The sequence below is a fragment of the Chryseobacterium metallicongregator genome, assembly GCF_031324065.1.
Classification (GTDB): Bacteria; Bacteroidota; Bacteroidia; order Flavobacteriales; family Weeksellaceae; genus Chryseobacterium; species Chryseobacterium metallicongregator.
Genome location: NZ_JAVIXS010000001.1, coordinates 179,643 through 198,770 on the forward strand (window position 1 = coordinate 179,643; position 19,128 = coordinate 198,770).

The window sequence follows — 19,128 nt, forward strand, 5'->3', positions numbered from 1 at the left end:
TTATGAGGTATTTATCGATAATCTTATTTCTGAAAATGATTTAAGTAGTTTAATAATGTATATTCTATTTTTAAAGATATCTAATGGACAAAATAGCTCATAAATGGGCTGAATTTACATTTTTAAACCAATATTTTGGAAAAATATAAGTCCTTTAATAGATATAAACTACTTGTGCAGAACTTTAATGATGGATAAGTATTATAAGTAAATACAATTGTAATTTAACTGTAAATAATTGATTTTAAAATAATTAAAATAAAGTTACAAATGTATACAAAGAATATTTTCAATTGTTTACATTTGTATTTTGCATTTGTAAATTATATATATTACATTTGTAAAATAATTAATGACTTATTTTTATGAGTTTAAATGAAAGAATTTCCAAAATTATAGAGTATTCTCATCTTACTCCTTCCGAGTTTGCTGATGAGATTGACGTACAACGTTCATCCATTTCACATATCACATCAGGAAGAAACAAACCGTCTCTTGAGTTTATCATAAAAATAAAATCCCGTTTTCCGGAACTTCTTTGGGACTGGCTGGTTACCGGTGAAGGTGAAATGTTGAAATCCCAGCTACCTGAATCAGAAACTAACGAAGAACATCCCGAAGAGGAAAAAATAAAGACAACTCCACTACCCGACCTTTTTACGATGATGAATGATGATGATGAATTCGGAAGTGATGAAACGGAAACACAACCTTCAATATCAAGTCCTGGAGAATCGGTTATACCAACCCATGATAAAGCTCAGGAAAAAATATCGGATTCTCAGCGATTAGAAAATTCTGGCGATCATATTTTTGGTCAACTATTTGGTAATCAACAAAGTAAAATAAAACGTATTGTTCTGTTCTACGAAAACGGAAAATTCGAAAGTTTTGAGCCTTAAAAAAACCTGATCAAAAAAAAATGATCAGGTTAAAAAATATTTGAAGAAGAAAACTAAAGCTATTGCTTTATTTTATTTTTAAAATTTTTACAGGATACCAGTTGATAGAGTTTTTTTTTTATGATCATCTGTTCCTATAATTTAATTATAGTTTTTACAATTTGGGCTATTTAAAAGGATAATATAGTACTGGGTTATTATATGGTTAGGATTCTATTCTAAGACAGAATTATAACAGTAATTGAAAATATTTTTTTTCATTAGTTTTTATGGTTCTATCAAATATAATTATTTAAAATTAAATCAGCAATAAAAATAAAATTATTTTACTATATAATCACAACAACAGACAATTGTTTCGATTATTATTAATTATCATATTTCCCCAGTCGCTTAGTTCCAATAAAAAAGACCCACACAACTGCAGGTCTAGTAATAGATATATTGAGAACAATATTATTATTTCTTTCTTCTTTCAAGTTCTTTTTTGATCAGTCCAAGCTCTCTTCCGGTTTGTCCGGCCACAGAGGTATTTTCCTGGGCTCTTCTCGTCAAATAAGGCACAACATCCTTTACAGGTCCATATGGAAGATATTTAGCCACATTATAGCCTTTATCTGACAAATAGAAAGTAATATTATCACTCATTCCGTAAAGCTGTCCAAAATAAACGTGTGGATTACTGCTTTCCAGAGATTTTGCTTTCATTTTATCCATGATCAGCTCAGAAGAGATTTCGTTATGGGTTCCGAAGAACGCTGAAACTTTATCCAAATGATCCATTACGAAGTCAATTCCTGCATTATAATTTTTATCTGAAGCCTCTTTGGTTGGCTGAATAGGATCTGCATACCCTTTTTCTGCAGCTCTGGCTCTTTCTTTTTCCATATAAGCACCACGAACGATCTTGTAACCAATGAAGTAATTCTTTTCTCTTGCTCTTTGAAGGTTGGCTTCCATATACTCCAGTCTTCCGGTTCTGTACATCTGGATGGTATTCCAAACAATAGGTTTCTGCTGGTTATATTTCTCCATCATCTCTTCGCAAAGATGGTCTGCTGCGTCCTGCATCCAGGTTTCTTCAGCATCTACCATTACTTTTTTATCATGTTCATGGCAAAGACTGCATACTTCATCAAATCTTTTTACGACTCTTTCCCATTCTTCTTTCTGGCTGGTAGTAAGCTCCGCTCCTTTTCCAACAGCTTCATAAAGATCAATTCTTCCGAAAGCGGTAGGTTTAAATACAATAAAAGGAATCGCCGGATTTCCTACTGAGAATCTTACAATGTCCTTAATTTCTTTGCAAACCGCATCAAAGGTTTCTTCATCTTCTTTCCCTTCAATGGAATAATCAAAAATACTTCCGACTCCTCTTTTGAATAGCTGCTTTACAACTTTCATACTTTCTTCACGGGTTTCACCACCACAAAACTGCGCAAATAAAGTATTTTTTACAATTCCGGTTACGAAAGGAAAATTATTGTGTACTGTGAAATTCAGAACAGATGTTCCAAGGCTTGTAAGAGCGGGCTGTTCAATCATTTTAAACATCCAGTAAGCCTTTCTCAATTGTGCATCAGACTTGTCTGCAAATGCAATTTTAGTATCATTAAAAATGGGCATTCCTATTTATTAAATTTAGTTATGCAAAGGTAATAATAACCTCAGTTTATTTAAAGATTTTTTTTACAATTTATGCTCTATTCCATTTAAAAGCATTGCTATGATTCCAACGAAAACCCAGAATCGTAATATATTTAATGTGAAGATGTTACTTCTTCGGGAAGCGTTTAACAGGAGATAAATGCATACGATCATGACAAAAAGCCCTCCGGCAAAATAATAGGCCATGAATCCGGTGATACCGGTTTTTGTAATAATCTTCATGGAAACTACCATGGTAAATATCAGTAAAGAAGTCAGAATAATTTTTGTATTTCTGCTTTTAAAGTAATTGGGAATTGTGGTATATCCGAATGTTTTATCCACACTTCTGGTAAGTGTATCTTTCACAATATCAATACATAGCAGGATAAGAAACAGAAAGACAGCCATCAGGAAAACCTTTTTGGAAAAGGTTTCGTAATACACCATCATTCCAAAGAACGGATACAAAGTGAGACTAACAAAAGTAAGATTGTTCAGGATCAGTATTCTGCTCAATTTATGGCTATAAAACCACATAAAGAATTGATAGACCACAAAAAAAACAAATACATTGTGAGAAATCATCCAGGCGACGCCTAAAGAAATAGCACTGAGTGCCAGATAGGCATAGAGAAAATATTTCTGTTTGATGAAGCTCTGAACTCGTGTTCTGAAAGGTTTTACTACATGATCTTTTTCCAGATCGTAGAATTGGTTGATAATACCACCGGCCAGAATCGTAAGGACGGTACAAAAAATAATACCGTGAACTTTAAAATCAAAGACAAATTTTCTGAAAGATTCATCCTGATTGAACAGGAAAAAAGTAGAAACATAAAGAGCAAACGTCAAAAGAGCAGCTACAAAAAAACGTGCTCCAAGCAAAAAGCCCACGAATTGTGAAAATCTGTAAAATAGAGATTTTGAGAGATAGTTTTTAGATTGGAAAGGTTCTTTTTCAGAATTCATTCCAATCTATTTAAAATCTGTAAATCACTTCTTTTTGGAAGCCATCAAGCATTTTTTCTGCTTTTGCATAATCTTTGGTAAATCCTAAGATATAGCCGCCTCCACCGCTACCACACAGTTTCAGATAATAAGCGTTAGAATCCAGTCCTTTTTTCCAGATATTAAAAATACTTTCAGGAATCATAGGACGGAAATGTTCATAAGCCCAATGAGAAAGCTTTTTAAGATTTCTGAAGAATGGGTTCATGTCTTTTTTAAGGAAAGATTCGATACATGCGTTGTTGTAACGGATGAACTCTTCCTTCAGGGTTTTACGGAAACCTTCTGTTTTCATTTTTTCGAAGAAAATCTGGATCATAGGTCCTGTTTCACCTGTCATTCCGGAATCAATCAGGAAAATAGCTCCTTTTCCTTCTTCACCTTCCGGAATATCTACCCTGCCTAAATTTTCTTTATTTTCGATAAGAATTGGCAGATTCATATAACAGATCAGTGGATCCATTCCCGAACTTTTTCCATGGAAATAACTTTCCATTTCACCAAAAACAGCTTTTAATTTTTTAAGATTATCTTTTGAAATGTTTTCAGGGTTCAGTTTGCTGACTGAATATTTTTCAAAAATAGCAGCTACCAAAGCCCCGGAACTTCCCACTCCATATCCCTGAGGAATATTGGAATCAAAGAAAAGTCCGTTTGAAATATCATTTTTGAAGCTCTCGATATCCAACTTAAAGTCGTCAGAAAGATCAAGTGCTGTAAGAAATTCAGAATACTTCTGCAGATGTCTGTTGGAATTAAGTTCAAATTCAGAACTCAAATCTGAAAATTTTAAAGTTCCTTTATAGAAGCTGTAAGGTACTACAAGCCCCTGGGAATCTTCAATCATTCCATATTCTCCAAACAGGATTATTTTTGCATAAAATAAAGGGTTGGTCATATTGACAATAAATCTTTTTGCAAAGTTAAAAATTATTCCGCTGAATATAAGCAAAACTCAGGCCGAATTGTCTTCTATTTTACTTTATTCAATTCTTCTATTAAAAATACGAAAAAAATATTGTAAATAAATATAATTTTATAGATAAAATTCAATGAATTACCTTGATAAAAAAAGACGTTAAAAATAACGTCTTTTCAATTTTATAATGTTTCTCTGTCTTTTCTCATTTTAACGTTCAGGAAGCGTATTAAAATTAATCCTGCTCCAAAAAATATGGTCATTGATAAGGCTGCAATACGCATATTATTGAAATGTTCAATCAATGTTGCAAAGATGAATGTTCCGATAATAATGGCAATTTTCTCCAAAACATCATAGAAACTGAAATAAGTAGTATTTTCCATTGAGTTCTCCGGAAGCAGTTTTGAGTATGTGGATCTGGACATCGCCTGAAGACCACCCATTACCAAACCTACTACTGCTGCCACTCCATAAAACTGATATTCTACGGTTGGATTTTCTTTATTCAGGAAATAAGCCCAAAGACAAGCTATAATCCAAAGGATGATCGCAATTGAAATAACATTTCTGTTTCCGATTCTCTTTGATAATCGGGAGAAAATAACCGCCCCAATGATTGCTTCAATCTGAATCACCAAAAGAGTTCCGATCAGTTTATCCTGAGCAAGATTAATTTCACTTTTTCCAAATAATGTAGCCATCAGGAAAATCGTCTGCATTCCTACACTGTAAAAGAAGAAACTGGACAGGAAGAATTTCAGATTTCGATCTTTGAAAAGTTCTCCTCCTACTTTAAACAGTTCGTGGAAACTTTCTTTGGCTATATCTTTATAGAAGCTCAGATTATCTTTAAATACTTCAAAGAAGCCACCCTGCTCTTCATGTTTTTTGAAGATATTCTTATAGTTCAGTAGTACTAAATCTTTAGGAAGTTTATCTTTCACATCCCCAAATTGAGGAAGATGTTTGAATGTATATTGAGAAAACCCGAACCACCATGCTCCTGTTAAAAGGAAACTGATTCTTGTAAACAGGAGCTGCTGGGCTGCTCCTTTGGCAAAAACCTGAATCAGCACCAAACAAATCACCACTAAAACTACAGAACCAATATATCCGTAAACATATCCTCTTGCAGAAAGTGCATCCTGCCTGTCTGGTGTGGCAATATCCGGGAGGAAAGAGTTGTAAAACACTAAACTTCCCCAGAAACCGACACTGGCTGTAATACTGAATAAAAGTCCTAAAAATACATTATGCATTCCTGTAAACATGGCCAATCCCATACAAGATGTGGCACCAAGATAACAGAAAAACTGCAGGAAAGATTTTTTGTTTCCAATAGTATCCGCTAATGAAGATAAAAATGGAGACAGTAATACCACAACAAAGAATGATATGGTAAGGGAATATCCATACACCGCATCCGGCTGATATTCTTCGCCAAAAATTTTAATCATATGCCTTACCGGAACATCAATCCAGGTTTTTGTTTCCGCTACATATTCTTTTTTCTCGTAAGCGGTGGTCAGGATAGAGTAATAAATGGGGAAAATGGTAGAGGTAATCACCAGGGAATAAACAGAATTTGCCCAGTCATATACCGCCCAGGCTTTCATAATTTTCGGATTATTCTTTATGTTTTTAGGCTGTCGATTCTCAGTTTCAGACATTTCAAATATATATTAGTAGCACAAAAATAGAAAAACTACGGAATATTCTACGGTTTTTAATGTTATTTTGAAAATAATAATTGTAGGGTATTGAAATCATTCAGCAAAGTTTTAATCTTATTTTATACTTTATAGGGGCTGAAAATCCTTAATCTATGTTGGTAAATAATGTGTTGACCAATCTGAATATATGATTGAAGATCTCATCATTCTATTCTGTAACGAAAAAATCGGGGTACAAAGACCCCGATTTTTATATTTTAAATACACAATGTGTTTGTATGTGTAATTATAAGTTTTCAATCACAATTGCAGAAGCACCACCACCACCATTACAGATAGCAGCAGCTCCATATTTCGCATTATTTTGCTTCAATACGTTGATTAATGTAACGATGATTCTTGAACCTGAACTTCCCAGTGGGTGTCCTAATGCTACAGCACCTCCGTTTACGTTTACTTTAGCAGCATCTAATCCTAAGATTTTGTTGTTAGCTAATCCTACTACTGAGAAAGCTTCGTTGAATTCGAAGAAATCGATATCTGAAACTTCTAATCCTGCTTTTTTAAGAGCGATAGGTAAAGCTTTAGCCGGAGCAGTTGTAAAGTTTTCAGGCTCATGGGCTGCATCAGCGTAAGAAACGATTTTTGCTAGAGGTTTCAATCCCAGTTCCTCCATTTTTTCTTTGGAAACAAGGATTAATGCAGAAGCTCCATCGTTCAAAGTAGATGCATTAGCTGCAGTTACTGTTCCTTCTTCTTTTTTAAATACAGTAGGAAGTGTTGAAATTCTGTCGAAGTTTACCGCTTTATATTCTTCATCTTCAGCAAAGATTACAGGTTCACCTTTTCTCTGAGGAATAGAAACCGGTACAATTTCTTCGTTGAATTTACCTTCGCTCCAAGCTTTTGCAGATCTTTTGTAAGATTCTACAGCGAAGTTATCCTGATCTTCTCTTGTAATATTATAGTCTACAGCACATTTTTCTGCGCATACTCCCATATGTACTTTGTTGTATACGTCTGTAAGACCGTCAAGTACCATTCCGTCAAGCATTTTGATATCGCCTAATTTTGTAGCGACTCTTGCATTGTAATAATGAGGAACTAAAGACATATTCTCCATACCTCCTGCAACTATTACATCAGCATCACCAGCTTTGATAGCCTGAGCTGCCATTGTTACAGCTTTCATTCCTGAAGCACAAACTTTATTTACTGTAGTAGAAGGTGTATTGATTGAAAGACCTGCTCCTAAAGCAACCTGACGAGCCGGCGCCTGGCCTTCTCCTGCCTGAAGAACATTTCCCATATAGATTTCCTGAACATGATTAGGATCTAAACCAATTTTATCTAATGCTCCTTTTACGGCAGTTGCTCCCAGTTTTGTAGCCGGAACTGTTGATAAGCTTCCCATAAAACTCCCCATAGGTGTTCTTACTGCGGAAACAATGAATACTTCTTTCATGTATATAATTTTATTTTAGCTAAAACGGAATAAAGATTCCATTTTTATAGTTAGAATTTATTTCACTTTTACGTATACCAGATCAAACTGAGTCCCTTCAATTTTGGTATTCACTTTCAGAAGATTATCCTGAGTGGCTACTATTTTATTATTGAAGACATCTCCAATCTGTGCGGGATCATTTTTATCGGATTTTTCCATCACGATTGCTTTATAATTGCAGTCGTCCACAAAAACCAATGTTGACTTGATATAATCTTTTCCATTATTGAAATATTCAGTTTGAACATTATCTTTAATAGTCATATACCATATTGCTTCCGGGTAATTGGGTCTTGTAAACTTCCCTTCTTTTATATTCACACATTTAGGCGGATTATCCGGTTTTTTCTGTTCTGTTGTCTGAGCATGCATCTGTGTAGCTGCTGTCAACAAAATACCTGCTGAAAATATTTTTAAGAAGTTCATATTTATATTTGTGTTCTGTTGTTAACTTTTTTATTTCCTCCGGCAAAAACCATCAGAAAAGCGCCTAAAAACTCTACAGCCCAACCCCATTTCAATTTAACAATTCCTGCAAAAGTTTCCTGCCAGGATTTGAAAGGTAAAAAGCTAAAGTATTGCAGTGACTGCATTTTCACGGCAATCAGGGTGAATCCGAATAAAAGAATAAGCAGAATACCAAAGAATCTGACAATTTTAGCACTGTTATTTACAATTCCAAAAACTGCACATGCCGAAAAAATCCAGCACGCAATAGCAAGATAATGATCAAGCTTCCAATAGTTCCAGTTCCCGATAACAGGCACATGCACCAAGGGTAAAAAGCTGCCTACAATTACTAACAGTAATCCTAATAACTGAATATTTTTCATATTTACTAAAGTGCCAAAATACAAAAAAAAACACACTTTTAAGTAGTGTGTTTTAAAAATAGAAATTCCATACCCGAACACTTGTTAGTTACAAAAAAGCTCCGGAGTTTTTGATTATTATATAAATAAAAATGGAATTTATTATCAAATTAAAAATCACCACCTGAAGTTTCTATCACGATGGAAGTCCATATTTTTCTTCTGCAAAGCTTTATTGTATAAAAGGATATCTCAAAATAAAAAAATTGCATTTTTTTTCAAAAATGCAATTTAATATCTTAATAAATATACGTTTCAATTAGTGTTTCACTGATGAAACATCTTCCGGGTTATGTTTATGTTTAAACAGTACGGCAAAGAAAACCGCCAGTATTAACGCATAGATTGCAAAAGAAAGCCAAATCTGCTGCCAGTCTTTTACCATCACAACAGAGGAAAGAGTTCCGTCTGAATTGACAGCAGCATTAAAACTCTTCTTTAAAATATTCAGGAAAGTAGGATTATCAGGGGTTGTCTGCAGGTAAGCAGAAAGATCTGAAGCTGTAGAAAACTTATGCGTAAAGAACTTATCAATAGCCCAACCTGCGGCATAACTTCCGAAAACCGCTCCAAAACCGTTGGTCATCATCATGAATAATCCCTGAGCCGAAGAACGTATTTTTTTATCGGTAGTCGTTTCCACGAAAAGTGACCCTGAGATATTAAAGAAATCGAAAGCCATTCCGTACACGATACATGAAAGAATGATTAAAGAAAGGCCAAATCCGTCCGGCACCCCATAAGCAAAGAATCCGAATCTTAAAACCCAGGCCAGCATCGATATCAACATTACTTTTTTAATTCCAAATTTCTTCAGGAAGAAAGGAATTGCCAAAATAAACAGGGTTTCTGAAACCTGAGAAATTGACATAATGATGGTAGATCTCTTTACTACAAATGAGTCTGCATATTTAGGAAAATGAGCAAACTCACTTAAAAATACATCACCATATGCATTGGTAAGTTGAAGTGCTGCTCCCAAAAGCATTGAAAACATAAAGAATAAAGCCATTTTATAGTTTCCAAAAAGCTTAAATGCATTCAAGCCTAACTGCTCAGATAATGGTGAATGTTTGTCAATCAGTTTTTGTGGGGGACATTTTGGAAGTGTAAGGGCATAAATTCCTAAGAAAATTGCGACAACACCTCCGATATAAAACTGACCTTCTGTTTCTTTATTCCCACTAAGGTTTGTGATCCACATCGCAACAATAAAACCAATAGTTCCCCATACACGAATCGGTGGAAAGTCTTTCACCACATCCAGATTGTTATTTTTCAGGATCGTATAAGAAATTGAATTGGCAAGTGCAATGGTAGGCATGTAGAAACACATGGCCAGAAGCATTACTGAAAAGAAGGAATTCGGGTCTGTAGAATGAGGTAAAATAAAAAGAATAACCCCATAAAGGATGTGTAATACTGAAAATATGCGTTCCGCATTTACCCAGCGGTCAGCAATAATTCCAGTAATGGTTGGCATAAATATAGAAGCAATTCCCATTGTTCCGAACACAGCTCCAAACTGAGTTCCATCCCAATGTTTTGTGCCAAACCAGAAGTTTGCCATCGTAATCAGCCAAGCTCCCCAAACGAAAAATTGGAGAAAACTGAGGATGGTCAGTCGTAATTTTAAATTCATAGTTTATATAAAAAGTATCTCTTTAATCAATTTTCTTTTTCCTCCTCTTGATTTCTTCCTGGATTTCAAGGGCGGTATCATAGTCTTCTTCTTTAACGGCTTCATCTAGTAATTTCTGAAGCTCTTCCATAGAAAGAGATTTTAAGTTATCTTCTGTTTGTACAGTTTCTGAGAATGATTGTTCTTCTTTTGAAACATCTTCCAGTTCCAATAAAATCCCGGCTTCATTTAAAACCTGCTGCGTTGTAAATATGGGCGCATCAAATCTTACAGCCATTGCAACAGCATCGGAGGTTCTGGCATCAAGGATCAGTTCTTCGTCTGTTACTTTATTTTTAAAGTTGATATTTGAAAAGAATACTCCGTCTACAATCTGATAGATAATGACAGAAATCAGCTCATAATTGGCAGAAACTATAAATTTTGTAAATAAATCATGAGTAAGAGGACGCGGTGGATGAATATCTTTCTCCAATCCGAGAGAGATAGACTGGGCTTCGAAATTTCCTATAACAACAGGTAATTTTATGTGTGTTTCTTCATGCTCCAGTAACAATGCGTACGCCCCCGACTGGGTCTGACTGTACGATATTCCGCGAATAATTAGCTGCTTATAATCCATAGCTACAAATATAGATTAATTTTTTGTTGTGTTTTCACTTTTTTACGCAAAAATAAAAGCCCGGAAAGCCGAGCTTTTATCTGTATTGTTGATGATTGTCAAACGTCAATAGTGAATTTTGCTTTGCAAGTATTTACTTAAAAATTGACGAGCAAAGCGAATTGACTATTCACAATTCACTTTCTTATCCTTTAATTGCTTTAATTTTCTCTGTTAGTGCAGGAATAATCTGGAAAGCATCTCCTACTACTCCATAATCAGCAGACTTGAAGAACGGTGCTTCAGGATCACTGTTGATTACTACGATTGTTTTTGAAGAGTTTACTCCGGCAAGGTGCTGAATAGCTCCTGAAATTCCTACTGCAACGTAAAGATTAGGGGCAATTGCTTTACCTGTTTGTCCTACGTGCTCTGTGTGAGGTCTCCATCCGATATCAGAAACAGGCTTAGAACATGCTGTAGCTGCTCCTAAAACGTTTGCCAAATCTTCGATCATTCCCCAGTTTTCAGGTCCTTTCATCCCTCTACCAGCAGAAACAACAACTTCTGCTTCTTTAAGGTCTAATTTACCTGAACTCTGCTCGTGAGAAATCACTTTAGTATCTTCATTAGCAACAGATAAGTTTTTCACTTCTTCTGAACCTGATACTGCGTTTTCTTTAACACCGAAAGCATTTTGAGAAACAGTAACAATTACTCCGTTTCCTTCCGCTTTTGCATGCATGAAACCTTTTCCTGAGAATGCTCTTCTTTTTACCTGGAAAGGAGAAAGGCTTTCAGGAGCTTCCAATGCATTAGTAATTAAAGAATAGTTCTTCATTACCGCAAGCATAGGAGCAATGGAAGAAGCGTCAGTAGTGTGAGGGAAAACGATGATATTTCCGTCTGCTACTTCACTTACAGCCTGAGCGAATGCTTTTGCTGAGAAATTTTTAAGACCTTCGTCTTTGATATTGATAACATTTGATGCTCCATATTTGTATAATAAATCTGAAGAATCTGTTGGGTTTACAGAGATTGCTGTAACGGTATCTCCTGCTTTATCAGCGATAGCTTTAGCATAAGAAACTGCTTCAAAAGCTGCTTTTTTGTAAACTCCGTTTATATTTTCTGCGTATACGAATACTGCCATTGTTTTAAATTTAAAAATTAAAAGATTGAAAAATTTAAAGATTAGATTACTTTAGCTTCTTCGTGAAGTAATCTTACCAATTCATCAAGATTATCCGGAGAAACCATTTTCACAGCAGCTCTTGGCGGAACGCTGTCATAAGATACTCCCTGAACTTTTACTTCTGAAGAAGAAGGTTCTACTACCTGCAAAGGTTTTGTTCTTGCAGACATAATTCCTCTCATATTCGGGATGATAAGATCTTTCTCATCTACTAATCCTTTCTGACCTGCAATAATTGCCGGTAATTTTACAGAAATAGTTTCTTTTCCTCCTTCAATTTCTCTTACTGCAGTAGCTTCGCTTCCGTTTACGTCTAATCCTACTGAAGCGTTTACGAAAGGTTGGTTTAATAACTGAGCTACCATTCCAGGAACAGAACCACCGTTATAATCGATAGATTCTTTTCCGCAAAGGATAAGATCATATCCTCCGTTTTGAGCTACAGCTGCAATTTCTTTTGCTGTAGAATAGCTGTCTTTTGGATCAAGATTTACTCTTACTGCATCGTTAGCACCAATTGCTAAAGCTTTTCTGATTACAGGTTCTGTAGCAGCATCACCTACGTTGATTACTGTTACTGTTGCTCCCTGAGATTCCTGAAGTTTAACCGCTTTTGTCAACGCAAATTCGTCTAGAGGGTTAATTACCCACTGAATTCCGTTTTTGTCGAAAGCAGATTTGTCTGCTGTAAAGTTAATTTTGGAAGTAGTATCCGGAACACTACTAATACAAACTAATATTTTCATATGTTGTTCTTAATTTTTTTATGGGTCATATGTAACCTTAAGGTTTCATGTGTACTATTTTATTTTTTCCCTTTTGGCGCATAAAATCATGACAGTTTATGCAGAGATTTTGTTTGAATTAATTTTTGCTAATATAAATAAAAAATATATTATGCATGCATAATACTTATTAAATTATTATTCAATACATTAGATGTAGTTACTTAGCTGGTTTCGTTGCCCTAAACTCTATTTTACTTGGCAAAACTCTTGGATTCATCTTTAAAATATCCAATATAAGATTCCCCATATCTTCAGGCTGGATCTTCCAACTGTCCTTTTCAGACGGAATATTTCCGTTAAAATGAGTGGCTACAGAACCCGGCATGATCACAGTAGATTTAATATTGTATTTCCTTAGATCAATCATGGCAGCCTGTGTAAAACCTACCACTCCGAATTTTGAAGCATTGTATCCTGTCCCATTTTCAAAGAAATTCGCCCCTGCGAGACTGGAAATGGTAATATAGTAGCCTTCTGTCTTTTTCAGTTCTTCCACAGAGGCTTTCAAGGTATAAAAAACACCTGTAAGATTCGTTTCTATCATATCATTCCACTCCTCTGCCGTCAACTCATCTACGGGCTTAAAAATGCCCAATCCTGCATTGGCAATAATATAATCCAGTCTTCCGAACTTTTCAACGGTATATTTTACAGCTTCCTGTTCGCTTTCCAGACTTCTTACATCAGAAACAATCCCCAAAACATTTTCTGAATATTGCTTAAGTTCTTCTTCTGCCTTCATTACATCTTCTCTTTTTCTTCCTGAAAATGCTACAGAAATGCCATTTTCAAGTAAAATTTTCGCAATCCCGAAACCTATTCCTTTGGTTCCTCCTGTTATATAAGCTGTTTTATTATCTGACATATGATTGAAATTTTTAATTCTCTAAAATAACAAAAACGCTCCAATTGGAGCGTTTTGCTGATACTAAGATTTATCAGTATTATTTTTTGATGAACTTCTCTGTGAAGTTTCTTCCTTCTGTTTCTACATTCAGTAAATAAGCTCCGGCAGACAGGCTTCTGACATTTACCTGATCTCCGTTTAATGTTACATCTACTCTCTTTCCAGACATATCATATGCTTCAACATGTTTGATTTTGTTTGGTGTTGTGATTTTTATAACATCAGTAGCCGGGTTTGGATAGATAGACAGTTTTATGTCATTTTTAACGGCGTCTTTTGTAGATAAGGCTGCTTCATTATTAATTTTGATATTATCGATATAAGCAGAACCTCCATAGTTATCATGTACAAAATCCATCCTGTTAATATTATTGTTACTGAATGGTTGTCCTGTGTAAATGAGAGCATCATTCAGGTAATATTGGATTCCCGTAGCCGTAGAAACTATTTTTACCCTGTACCAGGTATTGGCATTCCAGGTTTGATTGGTATTGACTAAATTATTTGAACCTGCTGTTGCAATCAGAATGCTTCCATCATAAGAGAAGTCAATATAAGTAACGATTCCTCCTGTACCTACTGTATTTACAGTTCTAAAAACAAAGTCTGAACTTGATGTACTTTTTTGAGTCAGTCTTACATCAAATGATTGTGTAAAGCTATTATACGTTAATGGTGTCGTAAAGGTATAAAAACCACCCATTACAGGACTTTGCTGTGGCCCATAAGGGGCATCTGTTGTTATTTTAAAACTGTTTGATCCCTGGCTTGCCATTTCACCTGACACCAATTGACTTGTCAGATATACTGGCGGTGTTGCTCCATTATTAGTCGTAACCCAGCCCTGCTGTCCATTAATGTTTCCTGCTGTATACCCTTCACCGGCTTCAAAAGAAATAGTCTGCTGAGCAAAAGATGATATTGAAATCAACGAAATTGCGAAAATGTAAAGTTTCTTCATGATATTTTTTTAGTTTCGAACAAATATATACGTTTTAAATCTAAAAAGCAAAATATATGAATATTTTACACCTATTAACAAATTAACATAATATTTTTAATCAAAAATAATGAAGATATTAAATCTAAGAAAGAATAGTAATTCCGAAAAAATCATCCATAAATATATCAAAACACTAAACAGAGCACATGTTTTCAGCGGTGTGAAATAATTTATCTGACGATCACTTTTTCTGTAAAATTTCTTTCTTCAGTTTTTACATTGACCATATATACTCCTTTGGGTAAGCCTTTTACCTCTATTTTATTATGGTTTATTTCAGTCTTTATAAGCTTACCTGTTTCGTCATAGAGTTCTATACTTTTTACTTTGGCAGCAGTATTGATATTGATAAAATCAGTTGCAGGATTAGGATAAAGAGATATTTTTTTAGTATTTGCATTGGAATCCTGAACACCCATTGTTCCCAACTCGCTATTAATTTTAATATGATCAATATAAGCTGATCCCAGCGAATTATTATGAACAAAACGAAGCTGGTTTATATTCAATGAACTTGCTGCTGTACCTGTATAGATCAGCAAATCATTAAGGTAATACCGTACATCTGTGGCGCTTCCTACTACTTTTAACCGATACCAGGTATTCGACAGCCAGGCGGAAGGTGTAGAAATAAGATTCTGTATGCCAGATAACATATCCAGGATCTTTACCGACCCGGTTTTTCCAAAATCCAATCTTACTACAAACTGGTCATCCATATTGTTTACAGCCTGAAAACCAAAATCAGAACCGTTGAGCTGTGACATATTAATATCGAATGATACAGAAAAATTATTGTAAGCAAGAGGAGCCGACAGATTATAAAAACCTCCTATGATTGGCTCAGCCTGCGTTCCATAAGTATTTTCTTTGACAATTCTCAGGGAACGGCTTCCATCACTGGCTTTATCAAAACTGATGCTTTGATGGGTAACATTTTCCGGCACCCCTCCGGTAGGAGTACTGATCCAACCAGCCTGTCCATTGATATCTCCAACGTTGAATCCTTCAATAGGCTCAAATGATATGGCTTGTTGGGCGAAAAAACATATTGATGATAGCAAAAATGCAATTGAGTAGTATTTTTTCATAGTAAATCAAGTTTTGTATTAAAAATATAAACTTTCAATGAATAGTGAAATAACTTATTGCAAATAAAAAATTAACCCATTTATTTTCAGCGAATTTAATTTTCAAAACCTTGAAAAGACTTCGTTAATAATTGATAAAAGAGCAAAAAAATAAGGTATTTCTTTGCAGAAATACCTTATCATATCTTGTTTTCGATTAATTATTTTGAATAATTCTCAAAGAACAAAGGAATACTTTCAATCCCTTTATAGAAATTAAATAGTCCATAATGTTCGTTTGGAGAGTGGATCGCATCAGAATCCAATCCGAAGCCCATTAATACAGACTTAGCTCCTAAAATCTGCTCAAACATTGCTGTAATCGGGATACTTCCTCCACCTCTGTAAGGGAGAACTTCTTTTCCGAATGCTGATTCCATTGCTTGTTTTGCCGCAGCAAATTCTTTTGTATCCGTTGGTAAAACGTAAGGCATACCTCCGTGGTGAGGGGTTACTTTAATTTTTACCGTATCGGGAGCAATCTTTTCAAAATATTTTGTGAATTTCTCCGTAATTTCCTGAGGAGTCTGGTAAGGAACCAAACGCATTGAAATTTTAGCAAAAGCTTTTGAAGGAATTACTGTTTTTGCTCCTTCTCCTGTATAACCGCCCCAGATTCCGTTGCAGTCTAAAGTAGGGCGAATAGAAGTTCTTTCTAAAGTTGTATATCCTTTTTCCCCTTCGATATTGCTTAATCCGATTGATTTTTTGAATTCTTCCGGATTATCTTTCAATTTGTTCATATCAGCTCTTTCAGCATCTGAAACAGTTTCTACATTGTCGTAGAATCCGTCTATAGTGATATGCCCGTTTTCATCAATCAGATTGGCGATCATTCTTGAAAGAACATGAATAGGATTCGGAACTGCTCCACCGTAAAGGCCTGAGTGCAAGTCTCTGTTTGGACCTTCCACTTCTACTTCTACATAACTTAAACCTCTTAAACCTGTTGTTACAGTAGGTTGTTCATTACTATAAATGTGAGTATCAGAAATTAAGATACAGTCGCAAGCTAATTTCTCTTTATTTTCATTGACCCAGTCTCCTAAGCTTACAGATCCTACTTCTTCTTCTCCTTCTAAGATAAATTTAACATTGCAAGGAAGAGCATTGGTCTTCATCATCGCTTCAAAAGCTTTCAAATGCATAAAGAACTGTCCTTTATCATCAGCAGAACCTCTTGCGAAGATAGCTCCTTCAGGGTGTAATTCAGTTTTTTCAATATAAGGCTCAAAAGGTGGCTTTGTCCATAATTCCAATGGATCTGCCGGCTGAACATCATAGTGTCCATACACCAAAACTGTAGGTAAATTTTTATCTAAAATCTTTTCCCCGAAAACAATTGGATATCCTTTTGTGTTGCAAACTTCCACATTATCAGCGCCTGCATTTTTAAGATGTGCTGCCACTACATCTGCGCATTTCAAAACGTCATCTTTATACGCCGGATCTGCAGAAATAGAAGGAATTCTCAATAACTCAAATAATTCATCCACGAAACGCTGTTTGTTTTCGTTAATGTAATTTAATGTCTCTTGCATTGTAAAAATTTATTTTGTTAAAATTAAAAAAAATGCCCGGCAGGAACAAACAAAAAGCAAGGATTTTACGAACCTCCTGTTAATGAACCTCGTAACCCTCTTTTTTAATAAAAAAATGCCCTGCAGAAACAGGGCACTTATATATTTTGTACTTCTAATTAGTGTTCAGCTTTTGGTGCTTTATCAGCTTCAGCAGGTTTCGCAGCTGCAGTACTGTCTGTTTTTGGAGCAGCAGCTTCTGGTGTTGCATGAGCCTCTTCTTTATGCTCTGCAGCTCCAGCTTCATGTCCGTGAGCTTCTCCCTGAGGGTCGTCAGAATATCTTTCTACTCCTTCTTCAAGTTTCAAAGTACCTCTGTTTCCTCCTTGTGGAACTTTCTTACAGCTTACCGCTACCGTTGCAATCGCTAAACATATAACTAATTTTTTCATATGTAAAATTATTTTTTTTAAAAGGTAATATGAAACCGCACTATTTTTAACTTATTTGATCCTCCAAACAGCAAGCGATTTCATGCTTAAATTTTTGATTGCCCAAAAGTAAGAAATCCTGCTTTTTTCGGCAACATTTTTATACTGATTTTAATATTATTTTCCCTTTTTTGGATTGGGTAAAAATAAGATACTGATCTCCTCCGTCTTTTAAACCATATTTCTTTTTGATTTCTTCAGGTTTTAGAGGATAATTTTTTGTTATAATATTAAACTGACCTTTCTTTTTAATGCTTTTAGAATCAACAGATTCCATCTCTAAAATTCTTCCCGGGAAGTTTTCAATTCTTTCGCTGGAAGTATAAAGATGACTATTGGGATGAAGTTTTTTTAATCCAAATTTCTGAGAGATCAGATTAAAGACTCCAGCCTTTAAAATGGAATGATTGGGGATGTAAATGTATCTTTCGGGTTCAGAATATTCGGATTGGGCAGTTTCTTCTTCCCCAAATGTAAAGCTAAAGACAGATTCTTTGCTTTCAAGGTTCACACAATTACAGATGATTTTATCCGTATTTTCGTTGGAAAGAAATACTACAACTTCTTTCACATCATTTTTCAGAGCGATAATATCCATTCTTGAAATACCCGGCAATACTGAAACAAGATACTTAAGATCAATAAGCGGGGAAAGCTTTATCACCACAAGATCGGATATAGAGCATAATTTTTCCTGAATTTCAAGAATATCAGGAGAGAGATCTTCCAAAAGAAAAACTTTGTTTTTTTGCTCGTCTCTTCTGGCCGGATCAAGATAAATGACATCAAAGTGTTCCTGATTTTCATTCAAAAAATCTTCAAGCTTTAGATTGATAAATTTCGCCTTACGATTTAAAATACCCCAGTTATTTTCAACAATCTCTAAAAGCTCTTTATTCTGCTCTATTAAAGTGATATTATCAAAATTTTGAGACAGATAAAAGGCATCAATCCCGAAACCACTTGTAAGGTCAATGAATGTTTTCCCTTTCAGTATTTCAGATTTATAAAGTGCCGTTTTTTCTGAAGAAGACTGTTCAAGATTAAGCTGTGGTGGGAAGAGAATGCCTTCTTTTAAGAGAAATGGAAATTTCCTTTCCGCTACCTGTTTTCCTTTGATCTGCTGTACAATTTCATGCATGGAAACTTCTGGAAACGGAGATTTTTTTAATAACAATGAGTGCAGATCTGTTTTTAGATTTGCATTGATATAATTTTGAATTTCTTTGTTTAGTAATTTAACCACAGATTTTCACAGAATTACACAGATGATTATGTTTTATATTTTAAAGGATGCCAAATAAATTATGTGCAATC

Annotated in this window: 18 protein-coding genes; 1 reads left to right on the forward strand and 17 read right to left on the reverse strand. The window is 34.9% G+C overall.

The features are described from left to right. Positions 1–365: 365 nt before the first annotated feature. The gene (locus tag REB14_RS00805) at positions 366–902 is read left to right on the forward strand and encodes a helix-turn-helix transcriptional regulator (protein WP_309521241.1); all 537 of its coding nucleotides are present in this window, start codon (positions 366–368) and stop codon (positions 900–902) included. A gap of 459 nt (positions 903–1,361) precedes the next feature. Here the strand turns inward: REB14_RS00805 and REB14_RS00810 are convergent, their stop codons facing one another. The 17 genes from REB14_RS00810 to REB14_RS00890 all read right to left on the reverse strand — a co-directional run bounded on the left by REB14_RS00810 (position 1,362) and on the right by REB14_RS00890 (position 19,057). Then, positions 1,362–2,528 (reverse strand): proline dehydrogenase family protein, encoded by a 1,167-nt coding sequence (locus tag REB14_RS00810; protein ID WP_079241849.1) that lies wholly within the window; start codon positions 2,526–2,528, stop codon positions 1,362–1,364. 63 nt (positions 2,529–2,591) lie between these two features. Continuing rightward, positions 2,592–3,521 (reverse strand): UbiA family prenyltransferase, encoded by a 930-nt coding sequence (locus tag REB14_RS00815; protein ID WP_079241850.1) that lies wholly within the window; start codon positions 3,519–3,521, stop codon positions 2,592–2,594. Between the two features lie 10 nt (positions 3,522–3,531). Beyond that, entirely contained in the window at positions 3,532–4,458 is a 927-nt protein-coding gene (locus tag REB14_RS00820; RefSeq protein ID WP_309521242.1) for a mevalonate kinase family protein, read from the reverse strand. A gap of 203 nt (positions 4,459–4,661) precedes the next feature. Further along, positions 4,662–6,152, reverse strand: coding sequence for an MFS transporter (locus REB14_RS00825; RefSeq protein ID WP_309521243.1), 1,491 nt, complete (start codon positions 6,150–6,152; stop codon positions 4,662–4,664). 289 nt (positions 6,153–6,441) lie between these two features. Then, positions 6,442–7,620: an acetyl-CoA C-acyltransferase gene (locus tag REB14_RS00830; protein ID WP_079241852.1), complete on the reverse strand. Its 1,179-nt coding sequence runs from the start codon at positions 7,618–7,620 to the stop codon at positions 6,442–6,444. A 57-nt stretch (positions 7,621–7,677) separates the two neighbouring features. Beyond that, the gene (locus tag REB14_RS00835) at positions 7,678–8,088 is read right to left on the reverse strand and encodes a hypothetical protein (protein WP_079241853.1); all 411 of its coding nucleotides are present in this window, start codon (positions 8,086–8,088) and stop codon (positions 7,678–7,680) included. A 2-nt stretch (positions 8,089–8,090) separates the two neighbouring features. Beyond that, positions 8,091–8,495, reverse strand: coding sequence for a hypothetical protein (locus REB14_RS00840; RefSeq protein ID WP_034697646.1), 405 nt, complete (start codon positions 8,493–8,495; stop codon positions 8,091–8,093). Between the two features lie 298 nt (positions 8,496–8,793). Next, the gene (locus REB14_RS00845; protein WP_079241854.1) at positions 8,794–10,176 is read right to left on the reverse strand and encodes a nucleoside permease; all 1,383 of its coding nucleotides are present in this window, start codon (positions 10,174–10,176) and stop codon (positions 8,794–8,796) included. Between the two features lie 22 nt (positions 10,177–10,198). Then, a complete protein-coding gene (locus REB14_RS00850; protein ID WP_079241855.1) occupies positions 10,199–10,798 on the reverse strand; it encodes a bifunctional nuclease family protein in 600 nt (199 codons plus the stop codon). A gap of 184 nt (positions 10,799–10,982) precedes the next feature. Continuing rightward, positions 10,983–11,930 carry an electron transfer flavoprotein subunit alpha/FixB family protein gene (locus tag REB14_RS00855; RefSeq protein ID WP_034697637.1) on the reverse strand — a complete coding sequence of 316 codons (948 nt, stop codon included), beginning with the start codon at positions 11,928–11,930 and terminating at the stop codon, positions 10,983–10,985. 41 nt (positions 11,931–11,971) lie between these two features. Next, positions 11,972–12,718: an electron transfer flavoprotein subunit beta/FixA family protein gene (locus tag REB14_RS00860; protein WP_034697635.1), complete on the reverse strand. Its 747-nt coding sequence runs from the start codon at positions 12,716–12,718 to the stop codon at positions 11,972–11,974. A gap of 199 nt (positions 12,719–12,917) precedes the next feature. Next, the gene (locus REB14_RS00865) at positions 12,918–13,625 is read right to left on the reverse strand and encodes an SDR family oxidoreductase (protein ID WP_079241856.1); all 708 of its coding nucleotides are present in this window, start codon (positions 13,623–13,625) and stop codon (positions 12,918–12,920) included. 79 nt (positions 13,626–13,704) lie between these two features. After that, complete coding sequence (locus REB14_RS00870) at positions 13,705–14,628, reverse strand: T9SS type A sorting domain-containing protein (protein WP_309521244.1); 924 nt, start codon at positions 14,626–14,628, stop codon at positions 13,705–13,707. Between the two features lie 212 nt (positions 14,629–14,840). After that, on the reverse strand, positions 14,841–15,761 hold the full coding sequence (locus REB14_RS00875) for a T9SS type A sorting domain-containing protein (protein ID WP_079241858.1): 921 nt from the start codon (positions 15,759–15,761) through the stop codon (positions 14,841–14,843). Between the two features lie 200 nt (positions 15,762–15,961). Then, on the reverse strand, positions 15,962–17,341 hold the full coding sequence (locus tag REB14_RS00880) for a dipeptidase (protein WP_309521245.1): 1,380 nt from the start codon (positions 17,339–17,341) through the stop codon (positions 15,962–15,964). A gap of 158 nt (positions 17,342–17,499) precedes the next feature. After that, positions 17,500–17,772 carry a hypothetical protein gene (locus REB14_RS00885; protein WP_047429856.1) on the reverse strand — a complete coding sequence of 91 codons (273 nt, stop codon included), beginning with the start codon at positions 17,770–17,772 and terminating at the stop codon, positions 17,500–17,502. A gap of 139 nt (positions 17,773–17,911) precedes the next feature. Continuing rightward, the gene (locus REB14_RS00890; protein WP_079241860.1) at positions 17,912–19,057 is read right to left on the reverse strand and encodes a class I SAM-dependent methyltransferase; all 1,146 of its coding nucleotides are present in this window, start codon (positions 19,055–19,057) and stop codon (positions 17,912–17,914) included. Positions 19,058–19,128 lie beyond the last annotated feature (71 nt).

Coding starts and splice junctions, on each gene's coding strand:
- REB14_RS00805 (WP_309521241.1), top strand. CDS start 366: ATGAGTTTAAATGAAAGAATTTCCAAAATTATAGAGTATTCTCATCTT.
- REB14_RS00810 (WP_079241849.1), bottom strand. CDS start 2,528: ATGCCCATTTTTAATGATACTAAAATTGCATTTGCAGACAAGTCTGAT.
- REB14_RS00815 (WP_079241850.1), bottom strand. CDS start 3,521: ATGAATTCTGAAAAAGAACCTTTCCAATCTAAAAACTATCTCTCAAAA.
- REB14_RS00820 (WP_309521242.1), bottom strand. CDS start 4,458: ATGACCAACCCTTTATTTTATGCAAAAATAATCCTGTTTGGAGAATAT.
- REB14_RS00825 (WP_309521243.1), bottom strand. CDS start 6,152: ATGTCTGAAACTGAGAATCGACAGCCTAAAAACATAAAGAATAATCCG.
- REB14_RS00830 (WP_079241852.1), bottom strand. CDS start 7,620: ATGAAAGAAGTATTCATTGTTTCCGCAGTAAGAACACCTATGGGGAGT.
- REB14_RS00835 (WP_079241853.1), bottom strand. CDS start 8,088: ATGAACTTCTTAAAAATATTTTCAGCAGGTATTTTGTTGACAGCAGCT.
- REB14_RS00840 (WP_034697646.1), bottom strand. CDS start 8,495: ATGAAAAATATTCAGTTATTAGGATTACTGTTAGTAATTGTAGGCAGC.
- REB14_RS00845 (WP_079241854.1), bottom strand. CDS start 10,176: ATGAATTTAAAATTACGACTGACCATCCTCAGTTTTCTCCAATTTTTC.
- REB14_RS00850 (WP_079241855.1), bottom strand. CDS start 10,798: ATGGATTATAAGCAGCTAATTATTCGCGGAATATCGTACAGTCAGACC.
- REB14_RS00855 (WP_034697637.1), bottom strand. CDS start 11,930: ATGGCAGTATTCGTATACGCAGAAAATATAAACGGAGTTTACAAAAAA.
- REB14_RS00860 (WP_034697635.1), bottom strand. CDS start 12,718: ATGAAAATATTAGTTTGTATTAGTAGTGTTCCGGATACTACTTCCAAA.
- REB14_RS00865 (WP_079241856.1), bottom strand. CDS start 13,625: ATGTCAGATAATAAAACAGCTTATATAACAGGAGGAACCAAAGGAATA.
- REB14_RS00870 (WP_309521244.1), bottom strand. CDS start 14,628: ATGAAGAAACTTTACATTTTCGCAATTTCGTTGATTTCAATATCATCT.
- REB14_RS00875 (WP_079241858.1), bottom strand. CDS start 15,761: ATGAAAAAATACTACTCAATTGCATTTTTGCTATCATCAATATGTTTT.
- REB14_RS00880 (WP_309521245.1), bottom strand. CDS start 17,341: ATGCAAGAGACATTAAATTACATTAACGAAAACAAACAGCGTTTCGTG.
- REB14_RS00885 (WP_047429856.1), bottom strand. CDS start 17,772: ATGAAAAAATTAGTTATATGTTTAGCGATTGCAACGGTAGCGGTAAGC.